Origin of the sequence: Bradyrhizobium guangxiense (assembly GCF_004114915.1) — a bacterium.
GTDB lineage: Bacteria > Pseudomonadota > Alphaproteobacteria > Rhizobiales > Xanthobacteraceae > Bradyrhizobium > Bradyrhizobium guangxiense.
In genome coordinates this window covers 6,262,682-6,281,990 of record NZ_CP022219.1, presented here as the reverse complement: position 1 = coordinate 6,281,990, position 19,309 = coordinate 6,262,682, and the positions used below count along the sequence as shown (strand labels likewise).

General features: G+C 65.7%; 18 protein-coding genes and 1 other RNA gene. 8 read left to right on the top strand and 11 right to left on the bottom strand.

Annotation, left to right across the window (positions count from 1 at the left end; translation table 11 throughout):
• Positions 1–137 precede the first annotated feature (137 nt).
• From hrpB to X268_RS30155, 3 genes are all read left to right on the top strand, one after another.
• Positions 138–2,612, top strand: coding sequence for an ATP-dependent helicase HrpB (gene hrpB / locus X268_RS30165; RefSeq protein WP_164937999.1), 2,475 nt, complete (start codon positions 138–140; stop codon positions 2,610–2,612).
• A gap of 215 nt (positions 2,613–2,827) precedes the next feature.
• Positions 2,828–3,340 carry a TIGR02281 family clan AA aspartic protease gene (locus X268_RS30160; protein WP_164937998.1) on the top strand — a complete coding sequence of 171 codons (513 nt, stop codon included), beginning with the start codon at positions 2,828–2,830 and terminating at the stop codon, positions 3,338–3,340.
• A 187-nt stretch (positions 3,341–3,527) separates the two neighbouring features.
• A complete protein-coding gene (locus tag X268_RS30155; RefSeq protein ID WP_128928310.1) occupies positions 3,528–5,027 on the top strand; it encodes a phosphomannomutase/phosphoglucomutase in 1,500 nt (499 codons plus the stop codon).
• A gap of 158 nt (positions 5,028–5,185) precedes the next feature.
• Here X268_RS30155 and X268_RS30145 read toward each other — a convergent pair whose 3' ends face one another.
• From X268_RS30145 to X268_RS30105, 9 genes are all read right to left on the bottom strand, one after another.
• A complete protein-coding gene (locus X268_RS30145; protein ID WP_128928309.1) occupies positions 5,186–5,695 on the bottom strand; it encodes an Lrp/AsnC family transcriptional regulator in 510 nt (169 codons plus the stop codon).
• 70 nt (positions 5,696–5,765) lie between these two features.
• A complete protein-coding gene (locus X268_RS30140) occupies positions 5,766–6,716 on the bottom strand; it encodes a sugar kinase (protein WP_164937997.1) in 951 nt (316 codons plus the stop codon).
• 10 nt (positions 6,717–6,726) lie between these two features.
• The gene (gene nudC, locus X268_RS30135; protein ID WP_128928308.1) at positions 6,727–7,671 is read right to left on the bottom strand and encodes an NAD(+) diphosphatase; all 945 of its coding nucleotides are present in this window, start codon (positions 7,669–7,671) and stop codon (positions 6,727–6,729) included.
• A gap of 10 nt (positions 7,672–7,681) precedes the next feature.
• Positions 7,682–8,101 (bottom strand): HIT domain-containing protein, encoded by a 420-nt coding sequence (locus X268_RS30130; RefSeq protein WP_128928307.1) that lies wholly within the window; start codon positions 8,099–8,101, stop codon positions 7,682–7,684.
• A 283-nt stretch (positions 8,102–8,384) separates the two neighbouring features.
• Complete coding sequence (locus tag X268_RS30125; RefSeq protein ID WP_128928306.1) at positions 8,385–9,512, bottom strand: muconate cycloisomerase family protein; 1,128 nt, start codon at positions 9,510–9,512, stop codon at positions 8,385–8,387.
• On the bottom strand, positions 9,509–10,264 hold the full coding sequence (locus X268_RS30120; protein ID WP_128928305.1) for an SDR family NAD(P)-dependent oxidoreductase: 756 nt from the start codon (positions 10,262–10,264) through the stop codon (positions 9,509–9,511). The genes X268_RS30125 and X268_RS30120 overlap by 4 nt, the downstream gene beginning before the upstream one ends.
• Positions 10,264–11,070, bottom strand: coding sequence for an amino acid ABC transporter ATP-binding protein (locus tag X268_RS30115; RefSeq protein WP_128928304.1), 807 nt, complete (start codon positions 11,068–11,070; stop codon positions 10,264–10,266). The genes X268_RS30120 and X268_RS30115 overlap by 1 nt, the downstream gene beginning before the upstream one ends.
• Positions 11,067–11,729 carry an amino acid ABC transporter permease gene (locus tag X268_RS30110; protein ID WP_128928303.1) on the bottom strand — a complete coding sequence of 221 codons (663 nt, stop codon included), beginning with the start codon at positions 11,727–11,729 and terminating at the stop codon, positions 11,067–11,069. The genes X268_RS30115 and X268_RS30110 overlap by 4 nt, the downstream gene beginning before the upstream one ends.
• Positions 11,730–11,853: 124 nt before the next feature.
• Positions 11,854–12,699, bottom strand: coding sequence for a transporter substrate-binding domain-containing protein (locus tag X268_RS30105; protein WP_128928302.1), 846 nt, complete (start codon positions 12,697–12,699; stop codon positions 11,854–11,856).
• A gap of 185 nt (positions 12,700–12,884) precedes the next feature.
• Between X268_RS30105 and ffs the strand changes: the two genes are divergently transcribed.
• The 5 genes from ffs to X268_RS30080 all read left to right on the top strand — a co-directional run bounded on the left by ffs (position 12,885) and on the right by X268_RS30080 (position 16,335).
• Positions 12,885–12,981: signal recognition particle sRNA small type (gene ffs / locus X268_RS30100), an RNA gene on the top strand.
• 96 nt (positions 12,982–13,077) lie between these two features.
• Positions 13,078–14,910 carry a DNA polymerase III subunit gamma/tau gene (locus X268_RS30095; protein ID WP_128928301.1) on the top strand — a complete coding sequence of 611 codons (1,833 nt, stop codon included), beginning with the start codon at positions 13,078–13,080 and terminating at the stop codon, positions 14,908–14,910.
• A gap of 32 nt (positions 14,911–14,942) precedes the next feature.
• Entirely contained in the window at positions 14,943–15,263 is a 321-nt protein-coding gene (locus tag X268_RS30090; RefSeq protein WP_128928300.1) for a YbaB/EbfC family nucleoid-associated protein, read from the top strand.
• A 1-nt stretch (position 15,264) separates the two neighbouring features.
• A complete protein-coding gene (gene recR / locus X268_RS30085) occupies positions 15,265–15,867 on the top strand; it encodes a recombination mediator RecR (protein WP_128928299.1) in 603 nt (200 codons plus the stop codon).
• A 30-nt stretch (positions 15,868–15,897) separates the two neighbouring features.
• Positions 15,898–16,335 carry a hypothetical protein gene (locus tag X268_RS30080; protein WP_128928298.1) on the top strand — a complete coding sequence of 146 codons (438 nt, stop codon included), beginning with the start codon at positions 15,898–15,900 and terminating at the stop codon, positions 16,333–16,335.
• A gap of 135 nt (positions 16,336–16,470) precedes the next feature.
• On the opposite strand, the gene X268_RS30075 is transcribed toward X268_RS30080, so the two are convergent.
• Complete coding sequence (locus X268_RS30075; RefSeq protein ID WP_128928297.1) at positions 16,471–17,835, bottom strand: AmpG family muropeptide MFS transporter; 1,365 nt, start codon at positions 17,833–17,835, stop codon at positions 16,471–16,473.
• A gap of 124 nt (positions 17,836–17,959) precedes the next feature.
• Positions 17,960–19,156 carry a DNA recombination protein RmuC gene (locus X268_RS30070; RefSeq protein ID WP_128928296.1) on the bottom strand — a complete coding sequence of 399 codons (1,197 nt, stop codon included), beginning with the start codon at positions 19,154–19,156 and terminating at the stop codon, positions 17,960–17,962.
• Positions 19,157–19,309 lie beyond the last annotated feature (153 nt).

Here is a 19,309-nt window from a genome sequence, read left to right as displayed (position 1 = left end):
AACCCGGAATCTCGAGATTCCCCGGTGCGCAATTGCGCACCTGAGGTCTGGTCCTTAGGACCATCCCGGAATGACGGAGCCTGAGGTAAGACGTGGATGCCCGGGACAAGGCCCGGGCATGACGACCGGATGCTTCATTGCCCCGCAACTTCGACACGCCCCTTCCGATCGATGCCGTGCTCGACGATCTGTCGCGCACGCTGGAGGCGCATAACGCGGCCGTGCTGGTGGCGCCACCCGGCGCCGGCAAGACCACGCGCGTGCCGCTGGCCTTGCTCGATGCGCCCTGGGCGAGGGACAAGAAGATCATCGTGCTGGAGCCGCGCCGTATCGCGGCACGCGCCAGCGCCGACCGCATGGCCAGATCGCTCGGTGAGCGCGCCGGGGAGACCGTCGGTTATCGCGTCCGCTTCGGCTCGAAGATCTCGCGGGCGACGCGGATCGAGGTGGTGACCGAGGGCATCTTCACCCGCCAGATCCTGGACGATCCCGAACTGTCCGGCGTTGCCGCCATCCTGTTCGACGAATTCCACGAGCGATCGCTCGATGCCGACATGGGCCTTGCGCTCGCCCGCGACGCGCAAACCGGGCTGCGCGAGGATCTGCGCATCCTGGTGATGTCGGCAACGCTCGATGGCGCGCGGGTCGCCAAACTGCTCGGGGAAGCGCCCGTCGTCGAGAGCCAGGGGCGCGCCTTTCCCGTCGAGACGCGCTATCTCGGCCGCAAGGTCGATGCCCCGCTGGAGCGGCAGATGGCGGATGCGATTGCGTCCGCGCTGCGGGCCGATAGCGGCTCGGTCCTGGCGTTCCTGCCGGGCGCCGCCGAAATCAGGCGTACCCAGAACTTCCTTTCCGAGCGGGTACAGGACGCCTCGATCGAGATCGTGCCGCTGTTCGGCGCGCTCGATGCTGCCGTACAGGACCGTGCCATCGCGCCGGCGCCGAAGGGTACGCGCAAGGTGGTGCTTGCGACCTCGATTGCGGAGACCTCACTGACGATCGAGGGCGTGCGCATCGTGGTCGATTCCGGTCTTGCCCGCGTGCCGCGCTACGAGCCCGACATCGGCCTGACCCGGCTCGAGACCGTGCGCGCCTCGCGGGCCGCCGTGGACCAGCGCCGCGGCCGCGCCGGCCGTACCGAGCCCGGCGTCTGCTACCGGCTCTGGGACGAGCCGCAGACGGCCTCGCTCGCGCCCTACACCCAGCCGGAAATCTTGAGTGCCGACCTGTCTTCGCTCGTGCTCGATCTCGCGCAATGGGGCGTCAGCGATCCCGCCGCATTGTCGTTCCTCGATCCGCCGCCGCGGCCGGCGTGGAAGGAAGCAAAGAGCCTGCTGACTGAGCTCAACGCGCTCGATGCCGATGGCCGCATCACCGCGGAGGGAAAGAGCCTGCGCGCACTGGCGCTGCCGCCGCGGCTGGCGCGGATGATCGTGGATTCGCACCGCGCAGGCAGCGGCGAGGCCGCCGCCGAGATCGCGGCCATCATCACCGAGCGCGGACTTGGCGGCGACAGCGTCGATCTCGAGCACCGGCGCGACCAGTTCCGCCGTGACCGCTCGCCGCGCGCCGCCAGCGCGCGCGCTCTGGCGCGGCGCTGGGCATCGCAAGTGGCGGCTGCGGAGAAGGCCGGGCAGCAGGATGATCTTTCGACCGGCTTGATGCTCGCTTATGCGTTCCCGGACCGTGTCGCGCGCAATCGCGGCAATGGCAGCTTCGTGCTCGCCAATGGCCGCGGCGCCGCCGTCGAGCAAACCTCCTCGCTCGCCCGCGCGTCCTACATCGCGATTGGTGAAATGACGGGAACGGCGGCGAGCGGGCGGATTCTGCTCGCGGCACCGATCACCGAGGACGAGATCGAGCGGCACTTCGCCGAGCACATCGAGACCCTGGACGAGATCTCGTTCGACCGTGGCGCGATGGCGCTTCGGGCGCGGCGCAAGCGCGCGCTGCATGCGATCACGCTGTCGGAAGCCACCCTCGCGGTGTCGCCGTCCGAGGAGACCGCGCACATTCTCGCCGACGGATTGATCGCCGCCGGTCTCGACCGGCTGCCCTGGTCGAAGGCCGCCAAGCAGTGGCGCGACCGCGTGATGTTCTTGCGCAGGGCCGAGGGCGACAGCTGGCCTGATCTGTCGGACGACGGGCTGATCGCACGGCGTGACGACTGGCTGGTGCCGGCGCTCTACGACAAGATCGCGCTCAAGGACATCTCGCCCGGGGATCTCTCCGATGCGCTGATGGCACTGCTGCCGTGGGAGATGCGGGCAAGGCTCGACCGCGAGGCGCCGACGCATTTCGAGGCGCCTACGGGGAGCGTGCTCGCGATCGACTACGAGGCCGAGCAGGGGCCGAGCATTGCGGTCCGGCTGCAGGAATTGTTCGGCCTCAACACCCATCCTTCGATCGCGGCCGGCAAGGTGCCGCTGGTGTTGGAGCTGTTATCGCCGGCACAGCGCCCGGTGCAGGTGACGCGTGATCTCCCGGGCTTCTGGCGTGGCAGCTACAGCGCAGTGCGCTCCGACCTGCGCGGCCGCTACCCGCGCCATCCCTGGCCGGACGATCCGGCCAATGCGCTGCCGACCCGCCGGGCGAAGCCGCGCGGGACTTGAGATGTCCTCTCCCGCCCGCAGGCAGGACAAGCCCGGCCATGACGCTGCGGAGACCACCGGTGTCTCTTCCAGCGTACCTCGCACAAGCGGCGAAGGTTCAAGCCATTAACCATACGCTCATCCTTTTCGTCAAAATGACACGGCCCCGGCGCGGCTTCGCTCGCCGCGAGGCGCGCGGTGTGGTGAAATCGAGCTTTCGGGCCGGAAGTGGTGTGATGCGTAACATTATGATCATCGCGGCCGTCATGATCGGCCTCGGCACCTTTATGGCGCAGATGGCGGACAAGATGAGCTCGGCTTCCGCTACGTCGGCGCCGCGCACGTCGGTCGCGGTCGCGACGAGTGCGCCAGCCGGCGGCCGCAGTCTCGCCATTTCCCGCGACGGTCGCGGTCATTTCCAGACCGAGGGCCGGATCGACGGCCAGCGCATCGGATTCATGGTCGACACCGGCGCCTCCGTGGTTGCGCTGAACGAGACCTCGGCGGCCCGCTTTGGCCTGCGTCCGTCGCGCAGCGATTACAACGCTACCGTCTCCACCGCCAACGGCACCATCAAGGCCGCGCGCGCCCGCATCGCCATGCTCGATGTCGGCGGTCTCGTCGTGCGCGACGTCGACGCCATGGTGCTGCCCGACGAGGCGCTGTCGGAGAACCTGCTCGGCCTCTCCTTCCTGTCCCGCCTGAAGCGCTTCGAATACGCCAACGGCCAGATGGTGCTTGAGCAATAGGCGGAGCCTGCCGCGATCGGGCGCCGCTCTTTCAAAAGAGTTCTTGCTTAGGACGCCTTTGCGGTAACGTTTCTTCGTTACCAAACTGCCGCAATTACCGGCCATAAGCCTTCAATCCCGCCTTCCGCTGCGGCCCGGCATTCGCTAAGGCTGCATCAATTCCCGCCCTTTTCACGAGACCGTCTCAATGTTCCCGAAGCCGAAATCCGTATTGTTGCCCAATCCCTACGCCTTCGAATCCGAGCCGATGGTGAAGCCGACGGGCTTTCGGGAATACGACGCGCGCTGGTTGTTCCAGAAGGAAATCAACCTGATGGGTGTGCAGGCGCTCGGCATGGGGCTGGGCGCTTTGATCGCCGAGCTCGGCGTCCGGCAGGAGATCGTGACCGGCCACGATTTCCGCGGCTATTCGGCCTCGATCAAATACGCGCTGATCTCCGGCCTGATGGCTGCGGGCTGCAGGGTGCACGACATCGGGCTTGCGGTGACGCCGATGGCCTATTTCGCGCAGTTCGATCTCGACGTGCCCTGCGTCGCCATGGTCACGGCCTCGCACAACGACAACGGCTGGACCGGCGTGAAGATGGGCGCCAACCGTCCGCTGACCTTCGGCCCCGACGAGATGACACGGCTGAAGGAGATCGTGCTCAACGCCGAGTTCAAGAACAAGGCCGGCGGCTCCTACCAGTTCCACGAGAATTACCCAGCGCGCTACATCGCCGATCTCACCTCTCGTCCGAAGCTGACGCGCAAGCTCAAGGTGGTCGCGGCTTGCGGCAACGGCACCGCCGGCGCGTTCGCGCCGCAGGTGCTGGAAGCAATCGGCTGCGAAGTGGTCCCGCTCGATACCGAGCTCGATCACACCTTCCCGAAATACAATCCGAATCCGGAAGACATGGAGATGCTGCACGCGATCCGCGACGCGGTGCTGCACCACAAAGCCGATGTCGGCCTCGGCTTCGACGGTGACGGCGACCGCTGCGGCGTCGTCGACAACACTGGCGAGGAGATCTTTGCCGACAAGGTCGGCGTAATGCTGGCGCGCGACATGTCGGCGATCCACAAGGACGCGCAGTTTGTCGTCGACGTGAAGTCGACCGGCCTGTTCGTCACCGATCCGGTGCTGCAGAAGCAGGGCGCCAAGGTCGCCTATTGGAAGACAGGGCATTCCTATATGAAGCGCCGCACCAACGAGATGGGCGCGCTGGCGGGCTTCGAGAAGTCCGGCCACTTCTTCTTCAACAAGCCGTTCGGCCGCGGTTATGACGACGGCCTCGTCTCGGCGATCGCGATCTGCGACATGCTCGACCGTGCGCCGGGCAAGTCGATGGCGGATTTGAAGAACGCGCTGCCAAAGACCTGGTCGTCGCCGACCATGTCGCCGCATTGCGCCGACGAGGTCAAATACGGGGTCATCGACAAGGTGGTGAAGCACTTCGAGGGCTTGCAGGCGAAGGGTGCGAAGATCGGCGGCCAGTCGATTCGCGATCTCGTCACCGTCAACGGCGTGCGCGTCACGGTCGAGGACGGTAGCTGGGGCCTGGTGCGCGCCTCCTCCAACAAGCCCGAGCTCGTCGTGGTGGTCGAGAGCCCGGTCTCCGAGCAGCGCATGCACGACATGTTCGAGATGGTGAATGCCGTGCTCGGCACGCATCCCGAGGTCGGCGAGTACAACCAGAAGATCTGAGGGGCGTCAGGGAAGCGCAACCCTCGCCAAAATCTCGCTGTCATGCCCCGCGTAGTTGGGGCATCCAGTACGCCGCGGCCTCTCGGTTCAATCACAGCCGCCTCGGAGTACGGGATCGCCCGGTCGAGCCGGGCGATGACACTTTCCGCGTGGTGCGCCTAAGCCGCCACCACCGCCGGGATCGGCAGCGCGGTGACCGACTTGATCTTCTCCATCGCGAAGCGCGAGGTGACGTTCTTCAGCGGCACGGCGCTGATCAGCTTCTTGTAAAATACGTCATAGGCCTGCATGTCCGCGACCACGACGCGCAGCATGTAATCGACGTCGCCTGCCATGCGGTAGAACTCCATCACCTCGGGCATGGCGCTGACGGCCTCGGCGAACTTCTTCAGCCAGGCGTCGGAATGGTCGGCGCTCTCGACCGACACGAACACGGAGATGCCGAGCCCGATCTTATTCTGATCGACCAGAGCGACTCGCTTGATGATCACGCCGTCGGCCTCCAGCCGCTGGATCCGCTTCCAGCACGGGGTCGAGGACAGGCCGACGCGGTCGCCGATCTCGGCGACGGACAGCGAGGCATCCTCCTGGAGCACCATCAGGATCTTGCGGTCGATGGCATCGAGGCGGCGGCTGGTCTCAGGAGGTTGGACAGCGAGGTCGGTCATTTGAAGAACTTTGTTCCATTTCAGGGGTCTATTTTCCTGATATAGAGAAAATATTTCTATAGCAAGTCCATTATCGCGGCGGTCCGCTGGCCTCAGGCACCCGCCCGGTGCGTAAAAGCTCTTCAACTTCAAGGCGTTGTGGGGCGGCTTGGCCGCCGCCATGACGGGTGCATTTCAGCGCCGCGGCAGCCGCGGCGAATCGCAGCGCCTCCCGCACCCCCTCACCCTCGGCCAGACGAAGCGTGAAGGCGCCATGGAAGACATCTCCGGCGCCGAGCGTATCGACCGCCTGGACCGGAAAGGCCGCGGTCTCCTCCAATTCGCCGGTCTCGTTCAACCAGATCGTGCCGTTCGAGCCGCGGGTGGCGGCGAGGAAGGCGGGTGTCAGCCTGGCCAGGCGCCTCAGGGCCTCGCCGTCCTCGGTGACGCCGGCCATCTCCTGCACCTGCTCGCTGGCGAACAGCAGGTGCGTGGCGAGTGTGAGCAGGCTGTCGTGCAATGACATTGCACGGTCGATGCCGACGATGACCGGAATCCCGCGCCGCCGCGCCTCGGCGCTGAGGGAGGTTGCGAACGCTGTACAGCGGCTTTCGACGAGCAGCGCGCGGCAATCGGCGAGCAATGCGTCGGCGTCGGGCAGCTTCACGCTCCACAGGCCGGGATCGCGATAGATCGTGAGCGTCCGTTCGCCGGAGGGCTCGATCATGATCGCGGAGACCGGCGTGGTCACATCAGGCATGCGCACGATGTGAGCGGTGTCTATCCCCTCCTCCGCCATCTGCTGGAGAATGAAGCCGCTCGACATCTCCCGCGCATCGCCCATGGGGCCTGCGAACGCGACGCGGCCGCCGAGACGCGCAATGGCGATTGCGGCATTGAGCGCGTTGCCGCCACAGATCTCGGCAAGATGCGTGGCGTTGGCCTTGCTGCCGCGCGCGGGGATGGCCTCGACCCGGAACGTGAGGTCGCGCACGGGAATGCCGATGCAGAGGATGCGCGGGGCAGTCCCAGATAGCACCATCGATGATCGCTTATGCGCCGCTCTTGTCGTGGACCCAGCGGCCGAGCAGGTGATGGGCGATGGCGAAGGGATGCGGGCCGGCGAGCCCGTCCGGATGCGTCCGTGTCAGCATCAGGGCTGCCTCCTCGCGCGTGAACCAGCGCGCGTCTTCCAGCTCCATGCGATCGACGACGATGTCCTCGCTCACGGCCCGGGCGCTGCAGCCGATCATCAGCGACGACGGATAGGGCCAGGGCTGGGTCATGTAATACTGCACGTCGGTGCAGTGAATGCCCGACTCTTCCAGGATCTCGCGGCGCACCGCGTCCTCGATGGTTTCGGCGGCCTCGACGAAGCCGGCGAGGCACGAATACATACCCGGCGGAAACTGCTTCTGGCGGCCGAGCAGGCACTTGTCGCCGGAGGCGACCAGCATGATCACGACCGGATCGGTGCGCGGAAAGTGCTCGGCCTTGCAAGCCGGACAGTCGCGCTTCCAGCCGCCTTCCTTCATCGCGCTACGCGTGCCGCAATTGGCGCAATAGCCGTGGCGCTGGTGCCAGCTCACCATCGACTTCGCCATCGCCACGGCCGAGAGCTCCTCGGGAGGGATCGCGCCCTGCATCGCCATGCCGCGCAGCTCGGTCACGGTGTAGTCCTCGCGTCCGACCAGCTTCTCGGCGGCGGCCTGCGACAGGCCCATGCCGAACACCGCGGCGCCGTCACGCAGGCCGAGGAAGATGGTGCCGGGATTGGCGCCGCACTTCAGCGCCTCGTCGATCGAGAGCAGCGCACGCGTCTTGTCGCCCTCGCGCCTGACCAGGAGCGAGTCGCGGTAAACGACATAGGCGCGCGAGGTGGACTTCTGCTCCATCGCGAACAGCTTCTCGTCGTCGCGGCGCAGATGCGCGGCACGGTCGAGGACGTTGGTGACGAAGGCGGGCTGTCCCAGCGGAAATGCATCGAATGCTGACATTATTGTTCTTTCAACCCAACCAGATCTTGCGGCGAAGCGCGCTGATGAAATTCTGAACCTCTGCGGCGTCATGCGCCAATGGCGGCATCACGCCCCAGACCGGCCGCGGCCAGGCGGCGTCACTGGTGCGCCGCGCGATGATGTGGACGTGAAGCTGCGGCACCAGGTTGCCGAGCGCGGCGACGTTGAGCTTGTCGCATTTGGTGATCTCCTTCAGCGCACGCGAGACGCGGGAGATCTCGGTCATCAGCTGCGCCTGCTGCACCTCGTCCAGATCGATGATCTCGACCGCGTCGAGGCGTCGCGGCACCAGCAGCAGCCAGGGATAATGCGCGTCCTTGATGACCAGCACCTTCGACAGCGGCAAATCGCCGATGTCGATGGTGTCCTCTTTCAGGCGGGAGTGCAGCGACCAGGCGGGTTCGGGCATATGCGTTTCCGGACGGCCCGATGGGTTCGGGCTTGTTTAGGAGCGACCATACGATAGGGCGTTAGCGAGGGGAAGGTTGGCAACTGCATACACGCTCGTCGTCCCGGACAAGCGCGCCCAAAGCGCGCGCCGATCTGGGATCCATAACCATAGGGAGTGGTTATGGCGCGAGCTGGTAACTCGGAATCTTCGCCAAACTCGATCCTGTGGTTATGGGTCCCGGGCTCGCGCTTTGCGCGCCCCGGGACGACGACCGACTTTATCGGTCATGGCGGTGGCTGTCTCACGCCTCCGCGATCACCCTTGCATTGGCGCGAACCGAGGCTTCGCTGACGCGGATGCCGAGGCCCGGGCCGTCAGGCACGACAACGTGACCGGCGCGGTTGGCGATGCGCTCCTCCAGCACATCCTCGGTCAGCACGTGGTGCGGCATGTAGAATTCGCAGCCGAGTGAGATGCCTGGTGTCGCTGCGATCAGCTGGGTGCCGGCGGCAAGCCCGATGCCGCCCTCCCACAGCGTGCCGCCATAGCCGGGCAGGCCGGCAATATCGGCAATCGCCATGATCGCCTGCGCTTCGAACAGGCCGCCGGCCTTCATCAGCTTGATCGAGACCGCGTCGGCGGCCTCGCGGCGCACCACCTCCATCATGTCGCGGCGATCGAAGCAGCTTTCGTCGGCCAGCACCGGCGTTTCCAGGGCGGCGGTGAGCTGCGCCATGACGTCGAGAAATTTTCGCGGAACTGGCTGCTCGATGAAGGTCGGCGCGAATTCTTCGACATCGCGCAGGACCTTGATGGCGCCGAACGGCGCGAGCGCCTGGTTGTAATCGACGCGCAGGTCGACCTTGTCGCCGAATTCCTTGCGGATCGCCGCGAGATGATCGAGGTCCTCGCGATGCGGCTTCACACCGGTCTTGACCTTGTAGATGATATTGCCGTCGGGAACCATTTTCCGCATGCGCTCGAGATCGGCAGCAAAGTCCGGATCGGCGATCGAGAAGGAGAGGGGAATGGTGTCGCGCACGCGGCCGCCGAGGAGGTCGGCGGCCGAAAGTCCCGACGATTTGCCGACGATGTCGAGCAACGCCATCTCGATGGCGACCTTGGCCTCGGCGTGTCCGACCAGCGCGCGGTCGAGCTCGGCCATCAGCGCGCGGATGCGGCGCACCGGCTTTCCGAGCACGATCGGCCTTAAGTAAACGTCGAGCGCCGAAAAGGCTGCTTCCGGTGTGCCCGTAAAGACCTCCCACGGCGCCGCCTCGCCCCAGCCGATCACCCCGTCGCTGGACGTGAGCTCGATCAGCACGCGCTTCACCGTGCCCTTGACGTTGCCGACGCCCTGCAGGCGAGCCATCTTGATCGGACTTTCGATCAGGAAGAGCCTGAGACGCTCGACGGTTGCTTGGCTCATGTCAGGCCTCCATTGACGTGCCAGACCTGGCCGGTGACGTAGGACGCCTTCGGTGATGCCAGGAAGGCGATGATTTCGGCGACTTCCTCCGGCCGCCCGCGGCGGCGCATCGGGATCAGCGCTTCGGTTGCGGCGATCTGCTCGGGCGACAGCCGGCTCTCGCTCGGTCTGTCCTTGACGATCAGGCCCGGCGACACTGCGTTGACGGTGATGCCGTCGCTCGCAAGCTCGATCGCGGTCAGCCGCACCAGCGCCTCCAGCGCGGAGCGGCTCGCGGCGGTCGCGGCGAACGGCGCGAATTCGGGCCGGATCGCGTGTGCCACGAAGGACGATACCGCCACGATGCGCGCATCGCGCCCAGCGCGCAGCAGTGGAAGTGCGGCGTCGACCATCCGTGTGAAGGCGAGTGCCGATTCGTCCATCGCCTGACGGAACTGATCCGGCGGCGTGCCGATGGCGCTGCCGCGGCGGGCGTGGCCGCCGACCAGAACCAATCCGTCGAGTCGGCCGAAGGCCGTTTGCGCAGCAGCGATCGCGTCGGCGGCCGCGGTTTCCTCGGCGAGGTCACCGAGGCATTTTGCAACGACAGCGCCTTGCGCCGCGGCTGCCCCGACGGTCGCCTCGAGGCCTTCTGAATTGGATCGGGTATGCAGCACGAGCCCGATGCCGGACGCCGCGAGCAGCTTTGCAGTGGCGCGTCCGATACCACTGGCGGCACCGGTGACGAGATAGACACGATTGATTTCAGACATCACGATGCCGGTGTAGCCGGCGCCAAGGCGCCGGTGCGGTGGAAATGGCCAAGAAAGGCGCGCGTCGCGGCTTCCTGCGGATTGTCGATCACCTGCCGCGCCGGGCCCTCCTCGACGACGATTCCGTCGCGCATGAAGATGAGGCGGTCGGCGACCTCGCGGGCGAACGCGATCTCGTGGGTCACGATCACCATGGTCATGCCTTCCGAGGCGAGGCGCTGCATCACGTTCAGGACCTCGCCGACCAATTCAGGATCGAGCGCCGAGGTCGCCTCGTCGAACAGCATGACGTCAGGCTCCATGGCGAGCGCACGCGCGATCGCGACGCGCTGCTTCTGGCCGCCTGAGAGCGTCGCCGGATATTGGTCAGCTTTCTCCGCAAGGCCCACCTTGGCGAGCTGCGCACGCGCAAGCTTCTCGGCGTCCGCCCTGGCCATGCGCCGCACCGTGACTGGTCCTTCCATCACGTTCTGCAGCGTCGTCATGTGCGGGAACAGGTTGAAGTGCTGGAACACCATGCCGGTGGTGGCACGGAATTTCGCCAGCGTCTTTACGTCGGGGAGTTTCGCGCCGTCGCCGAATGCAAAGCTTGTGTCGCCGACGCGGACGCTGCCGCCGTCGGGAACGACCAGGAGATTGATGCAGCGGAGCAGCGTCGACTTGCCGGAGCCCGACGGGCCGATCAACGCGACCACGCCGCCCTTGGCGACGTCGAGATTGATGTTCTTGAGGACCTCGTTGCTGCCGAAGCTCTTACGCAGCCCGCGGATCTCGATTTTCGAAGTATTCTTGGATGGCTCGCTCATTCGCTCACCGCCAGTCGCTTCTCGCCGCGGCGGACGATGATGGTGAGCGGAATCAGGATTGCCGCATAGGCGACCGCGACCGCGGTGTAGGTCTCCAGTGGCCGGTAGCTGTCATGGGCGGCGACCTGGCTCTGATAGACGAGATCGGGCACCGCCAGCACCGAAACCAGCGACGTGTTCTTGAACTGGATGATCGATTGGTTCATCAGCGCCGGGATCATGCGCTTGATCGCCTGCGGCAGCACGATGCGCCGCATGGTCTGAACAGGCGTCATGCCGAGCGCGGCGCCGGCTTCGGACTGGCCGCGGTCGATCGAAACGATGCCGCCGCGAATGATCTCCGAATAGAACGAGCCGCCATAGAGCGAGAGCGCCAGCGCCGAGGCCGTGATCGGCGTCATCTCGACGCCGGCGAGGATCGGCAGCGCGTAATAGAACCAGATCAGCTGCACCAGGATCGGGGTGCAGCGGAACGCCTCGATGAAGGCGAGGGCGACGAGGCGCAACGCCTTGAAGCGCGACAGGCTGCCGAACGCCCCGAGCAGGCCGAACAGCAGTCCGCACACCACGATGACGATCGTGAAACCGACGGTGACGCCAAGCCCGTTGAGAAAGAGCCAGCGATAGCTCCAGAGGATGCCGAAGTCCCACTGATACATGCGTGTGTTAACTCGTCGTGGGTGACGTCATTCCGGGGCGCCCGGAGAGCGAACCCGGAATCCGGAGATTGTAGCGCGAGATTCCGGGTTCTCGCTTCGCGAGGCCCGGAATGGCGGTGGAAGCTTACAGCGACACGCCCGGCGGAATGTCCGCTTCCGTCACGCCCACCAGCTCCATGTTGGTGATGATCGCGTTGCGGATGAAGCCGAGACCCTTGTTGAAGTCGATCCAGGTGTTGACGTAGTCGCGCCAGGTCTTGTCGGTTTCGCGTCGGAAGCCGGCATTCGAGGTGGTGGCGAAGATCGGCGTCGGCAGCACCAGCTGGCCGAGTGACGGGTTCTTCTTCAGCACGGTCAGCGACAGCATGGTGATCAGGCACTGCGCGTCGACGCGGCCGGTCTGCAGCGCGGCGGTGGCATCGTCCGCGGTCTTCAGCCGCGTGATCTGCGCCTTCGGCGTCAGGCGGCTGACGACCTGGTCATGCGAGGAGCCCTGGTCGACCGCGATCTTGATGTCGGGCGAGTTCAGCTCGGCCCAGCTCTTCGGCTTGAAATCCTTCTTGCAGAGGATGGCGAAGGCATTGTTGAAGACCGGCACGGAGAAATCGACCACCAGCGCGCGCTTCGGGGTCGGGTTGAGGCCGAAGAAGATGTCGATCTTGTTGGCCTGGAGATCCAGCACCGAATTGCCCCAGGTGGTCTCGGTGATCTCGAGCTCGGCCTCCATGTCGTCGGCGAGGCCCTTGGCGATGTCGATGTAGAAACCCTTCCACTGGCCGGAGGCGAGATCCTTCATGTAATAGGGTGCGCCGCCGCCGACGGCACCGATCCGCATCTTCTTGGTCCGGCGGATGCGGGCGAAGGTCGATTCGTTTGGATCGGCGGTCTGGGCCACGGCCGGGGTGGCCAGCGCGGCCGCGGTCACGGCGCCGAGCCCGACAATCGATGCAACATCACGACGTGTAACCATTGGGATCAATCGCTTTTCTGGTTGGGATGGAGTTCCGGCAGGCGTTCTTAGCAAGGTGGTCCGTGCGGTGAAAGCACAGCCTATCGGCTGGGCAGGCCGGGAATTGCCCGGATGCTGGGCAAACCCGAGCCGTTCGAGCCGATACCCGCTTGCTTTCCGCTTCCTTTGGCCCCAAATAGGGACCGGGAGATTGGCGGTGGAGGAGCCACTCGCCAACCGGGTCAGGTCCGGAAGGAAGCAGCCCTAACGAGGTCCGGATCGGGTCGCTCGTCAGTCTCCTACCTGTTTTTCCGAGCGAACCAGCGCCGGCGGCACCAGTCGCCAGCGCGCTCCTTTCCGCAAAAGCCGGCCAAGAGACATTTCATTGCGGATCGACCGATGACCGACGCTGGCGCCCCTCCCAACCCCGATAGCGCCGGCCCGGCCGGCAATGCGCCTTACCGGGTGCTGGCGCGCAAATACCGTCCCTCCTCGTTCGACGATCTGATCGGCCAGGAGGCCGTGGTCCGCACCGTCTCCAATGCGTTCGAGACCGGGCGCATTCCGCAGGCCTGGATTCTCACCGGCGTCCGCGGCGTCGGCAAGACCACCACCGCGCGCATTCTGGCCCGTGCGCTCAACTACGAGATGCCTGATGGTTCGGTGAAGGGGCCGACCATCCACATGCCGACCCTGGGCGTGCATTGCCAGGCGATCATGGAAAGCCGGCACATGGACGTGCTGGAGATGGACGCCGCCTCGCATACCGGCGTCGACGACGTCCGCCAGATCAACGACAGCGTGCGCTATGCGCCGGCCAGCGCCCGCTACAAGGTTTACATCATCGACGAAGTCCACATGCTGTCGACGGCGGCGTTCAACGCCTTCCTGAAGACGCTGGAGGAGCCGCCGGAGCACGCCAAGTTCGTGTTCGCGACGACCGAGATCCGCAAGGTTCCGGTCACGGTGCTGTCGCGCTGCCAGCGCTTCGACCTGCGCCGCGTCGAGGCCGACGTGCTGATGAAGCACCTCGCCAACATTGCCGCGAAGGAAAGCGTCGAGATCGAGCCGGAGGCGCTAGGCATCATCGCGCGCGCCGCCGAAGGCTCGGTGCGCGATTCGCTGTCGCTACTGGACCAGGCGATCGCGCATGCGGCCGGCCAGGTGAAGGCCGATGCGGTCAGGCAGATGCTGGGCCTTGCCGACCGCCCCCGCGTCATCGACCTGTTCGAGTCGCTGGCGCGCGGCGACATCGCGGCCGCCTTCAAGGAGTTCCGCGACCAGTACGATGTCGGCGCCGACCCCATCGTCGTGCTCTCGGACCTCGCCGAATTCGTCAATTTCGTCACCCGCGTGAAGATCGTGCCGGCCACCGCCGACAACGTTGCCTATGGCGAGACCGAGCGCGTGCGCGCCAAGGAGTTCGCCTCGAAGATCTCGATGCGCGTGCTGTCGCGGATGTGGCAGATGCTGCTCAAGGGCATCACCGAGGTGCAGGGAGCGACGAGGCCCGCCGCAGCGGCGGAGATGGTGCTGGTGCGCATCGCCTATGTCGCCGATCTTCCGACGCCCGACGAAGCGCTCAGGATGCTGGAGCAGAACGGCGGCGGCTCACCGGTCGCGAGCAGCGGCGGCAGTGCTGGTGCTGCGCGCAGCAGTGCGCCGGCGCCGGTTGCGTCCGCTATGCCTGCTCGTATGCCGACGTCCTCGCCGCCGTCGTTCGGCGGCGGTGGCGCCCGGCCGCAGATGGCGGCGCCCGCGCCCAATCCGCAAGGTGCAGCCCCCCAGCTCCGCATCACGAGCTTCACCCAGCTCGTTGCGCTGGCCGGGCAGAAGCGCGATCTCATGACCAAGGGCGCGCTCGAAGGCGACATGCGCCTCGTCCGTTTCGAGGAAGGCCGGCTGGAAGTCGCGCTTGAGCCCAACGCCTCCAAGACCATGATCTCGGAGCTCGCGAAGAAATTCGAGATGTGGACCGGCCGGCGCTGGACGGTGATCGTCTCCAACGAGCAGGGCCAGCCGACGCTGCGCTCGGTGAACCAGGCGGCCAAGCAGGAGCATGCGCGTACCGCGGAGGCCGATCCCCGCGTGCAGGAAGTGCTGTCGCGTTTTCCCGGGGCGAAGGTCGTCGAGGTCCGCAGGCTTGCCCCGGAGACGCCGGAATCCAATATAAACACCGACTATGGCAGTGACGATCCGCCCGACGGTTCCGACGGCGACGACGATCTCTAGAGCCAGTTCTTTGTTCCCAAGGACACGCACCCATGGCTGATTTTCTCGGCATGATGAAGCAGGCGGCGCAGCTGCAATCCAAGATGCAGGCGATGCAGGACGAGCTCGCCAATGTCGAGGTCGAGGGCATCTCGGGCGGCGGCCTCGTCGCCGTGCGCATGACCGCGAAGATGGACGTCAAGGGCGTCAAGATCGATCCCTCGCTGATGAAGGCGGAGGAGCGCGAGGTGCTGGAAGACCTGCTCGTCACCGCCCTCGGCGATGCGCGCCGCAAGGCGGAGACGGCCATGCAGGAGAAGATGCAGGCCCTCACCGGCGGGCTCGGCCTGCCGCCGGGGGTGTTCGGCCAGTAATATGGGCGCGGTTGCAGGTCCCGAGATCGAGCGGCTGATTCAGCTGCTTGCGCGTTTGCCGGGCCTCGGTCCGCGCTCGGCGCGGCGCGCCGCGCTGCACCTGATCAAGAAGCGCGAAGCCTTGATGATGCCGCTGGCCTCCGCGCTCCAGGTCGCGCTCGACAAGGTCCAGGTCTGTAAGACCTGCGGCAACATCGACACGCAAAACCCCTGCACGGTCTGCACCGATCCGAAGCGCGATGGCGCCATCATCGTCGTCGTCGCCGACGTCGCCGATCTCTGGGCGCTGGAGCGGGCCAATGCGACCCAAGGGCGCTATCATGTGCTAGGCGCGACATTGTCGCCGCTCGATGGTGTCGGCCCGCAGGATCTGACCATCGACGCGCTGGTCGCGCGCGCCCATGATTCGCAGGTGCACGAAATCATCCTGGCGCTGAATGCCACCGTCGACGGTCAGACCACGGCGCACTACATCACCGACCTGCTTCAGGACGCCAATGTGAAGGTGACGCGGCTCGCCCATGGAGTTCCTGTCGGCGGCGAGCTTGATTATCTCGACGAAGGTACGCTATCGGCTGCGATGCGGCAGCGCACCCTGTTCTAGCCATCCAAAGATCTCTCACGGAACGACGACATGACGAAACTTTTCGCCACACGATTGGCTTTGGTCGCGACGATGGCGATGCTGGTGAGCCCGGCCATCGCCGCGCAGCAGGGTGACGAAGCTCCGCCGCCGTCGAAGCCGGGCAAGCCGATCAACAATGGCGATGTACTCTCGGGAGAGCTGAGCGCGCTGAAAGTGCGCGACGTCAAGAACGCCGGCAAGCGCGTCGCGACCTACCAGATCCCCTCCGAGCCGCGTCGCCTGCCGGCGCCGAATGGCCTGTGCAACCTCGAGACTGGTCCTGAGACCTTCCAGCTCGTCACCTCCAGCGACGCCCAGGCCACGCAGCTGAAATCCTTCGTCGGCAAGGAAATCTCCGTCAAGGTCGACGAGATCGCCTGCGCCAGCGATGCCGGTCAGATGAGCGAGGCCGTGATCACGAAATGGAGCATCATCAAGAAGCAGTAGGGCGACCCACTCCCCGATTCCGGTGTCATCGCCCGCGAAGGCGGGCGATCCAGTACGCCGCAGCTTCTCGGTAGATCACGACTGTCTCGGAGTACTGGATGCCCCGCCTTCGCGAGGCATGACAGCGAGTCGCAGCTAAACCCTCACCGGCCCCAGCGCCTCAAAATGCCCGCGCTTCTGCAAGTAGGCCAGCAGCATCAGGCTCGGGATCGCCACCAGCACGCAGATCACGAAGAACAGCGGCCAGCCGGTCGTCTCGGCGACGAAGCCTGCGCCTGACGAGAGATATGTCCGCCCCACCGCCGCGAGCGCGGTGAGCAGCGCATATTGCGTCGCCGTGTGCAGCGGGTTCTGGCACAGCGCCGAGAGGTAGGCGACGAAGATCACGGTGCCGATGGCGCTGGTGAAATTCTCGGCGCAGATGGCGAACGCCAGCGCCCATTGATTGGTGCCGACAATGGCGAGCCAGGAGAAGGAGAGATTGGCCAGCGCCTGCACCACGCCGCCGATCCAGAGCGATGTCGCCAACGAGTAGCGCCGTGCGACGAAGCCGCCGGCAAAGCCGCCGATCAGCGTCGCGGCGAGGCCGACGCCCTTCACGATCGCCGCATAGTCGTTGCGGGTGAAGCCGAGGTCGATCACGAACGGCGCGGTCATCGTGCCGGAGAAGGCGTCGGTGAACTTGAACAGCACGACGAAGGCGAGTGCGACGAGCGCATCCTTGCGCGTCAAGAACTCCGAGAAGGCGCCGATCGCCGCGTGCAGCACCCGCGCAAACGCACTGTCGGCCTGCGTTGCGGCATCGGCCCGCTCCGATTGCTCCGGCTCGGTCGCGGCCAATGCGGTGACCGTCCCGATCAGCACCATCGCCGCCATCACCATATAGCCCCACATCCAGGCCGATGTGCGGGTGATGCCCGTGCTTTCGAAGCCCGAGACGATGAACAGCGCGCCCGCCGTCGAGACCAGCATGCCGATGCGGTAGGCGGCGACGTAAGCGGCCATGCCGGCGGCCTGCTCGCTCTCGGGCAGGCTTTCGACGCGGAAGGCATCGACCACGATGTCCTGCGTCGACGATGTCGTCGCCACCAGCAGCGCGCCGAGCGCGACGTAGAACGGCGACCGTGCCGGATCCGTCAGCGCCAGCAGCAGGATCGCGACGATCAGCAGCAGCTGCGAAAACACCAGCCAGCCCCGCCGCCGCCCGAAGGCGCGGGTGAACAGCGGCACATGTAGCGCATCGACCAGCGGTGCCCACAGGAATTTCAGCGTGTAGGGCGTGCCGACCAGTGCAAACAGCCCGATGGTCTTCAGATCGACTCCGGCCTCGCGCATCCACACCAGCAGCGTCGAGCCGGACAGCGCCAGCGGCAGGCCGGAGGAGAAGCCCAGAAACAACACGATCAGCACCCGCGGCTGCAGGTAAACGGCAAGACTGTCGCGCCAGGAGGTCGCAGGGGCGGAAGTCGCGGCGGCGGAGGTCGCATCGGGTGCGGTCATGGGGCGGTGTTAACAGATTCTGGGGGAAGGTGTCGTGCCTGCCACAAGGGAGATGTCGTCGCCCGGCTTGACCGGGCGACGACAGCGAAATTGGGTTGGCAGCGTACCGGATCTCAGACGAGAATCACTCCCCCGCCTGGAGCTTCCGCGGAAACAGCTCGCCCGCTCCCGTCGCCACCAGGCGCGGACCCTCGGCGTCGGACTTGCTGAAATCCAGCTCCTCGATCCGCCCTGCGCGCTTTTCGATCTTGTCGGCGGAGATCAGGATCTGGCGGACGTCCTCGTTCGCGTCGGCAAAATGCTTTTGCAGCTTGAGGACGCGGTCGCGCAGGCGGCCGAGATCGTCGCCCAGCTTGATCACTTCAGTCTGGATCTGGTCGGCGGCATCGCGCATGCGCGCGTCCTTCATGATCTGCTGCATCACCTGGATCGCGAGCATCAGGAGCGAGGGCGACACCAGCACGACGCGGGCGCGATAGGCCTTCTGGATCACGTCGTCGAAGCCGTCGTGGATCTCGGCATAGACCGATTCCGACGGCACGAACATCAGCGCCATCTCCTGGGTCTCGCCGGTGACGAGATATTTTTCAGCGATGTCGCTGACATGCTTCATCACGTCGCTGCGCAGCCGCTGGGTGGCAACGCGCCGCTCCTCGTCGGTACGGGCGTCGTGCAGCGCCGTCATCGCCTCCAGCGGAAACTTTGCGTCGATGCAGAGTGGGCGCTGGTCGGGCAGGAACACGACGCAATCCGGCCGCTTGCCGGTCGAGAGCGTGAACTGGAACTCGTAGGACCCCTTCGGCAGTCCGTCCTGGACGATCGCCTCCATCCGGGCCTGGCCGAAGGCGCCGCGCGACTGCTTGTTGGCGAGCACGTCGCGCAGGGTGGTCACCTGGGTGGTGAGGTCGGTGAGGTTCTTGTGGGCGCTGTCGATGATGCCGAGCCGCTCGTGCAGCGCGCGCAGGCTCTCCATGGTGTTGCGGGTCGAATGTTCCATGGACTGGCCGACGCGATGGGTCACCGAGTCCAGCCGTTCGTTGACCGCCCGCGCCATCTCGGCCTGGCGGCCGGCGAGCGTCTGGGTCATGGCGTCGACCCGGCCGGACGCCTCGCTCTGGGCGCGCAGCACCTGGGCGAGGCGCTCCTCGAGCTCGTCGGCCCGGATCGCATGGGCCATCGCCAGTTCCGCGCCGCGCCGCCCGGAACGCGCGATCACCACCGCAATGACCACCAGCAGGAGGAGGACGAGGGCGCCGAACCCGATCAGCGCATCGATCGTGCGCACCGGCCAGTCGCTCAGCATGAAAATGATCTCGTTCATGGGCCCTTCTAACGCGATTCGCCGAGATTCGCGAACGAAGAGGGAACGATCGGGGTTAATCACCCCCCAATTTTTATGGTTAACGAAAGACGAAGGTTTATGGTTAGCGAGGGGTTAACGGGGTTCCCGGCCGCATTGACCGCATCCGGCCTG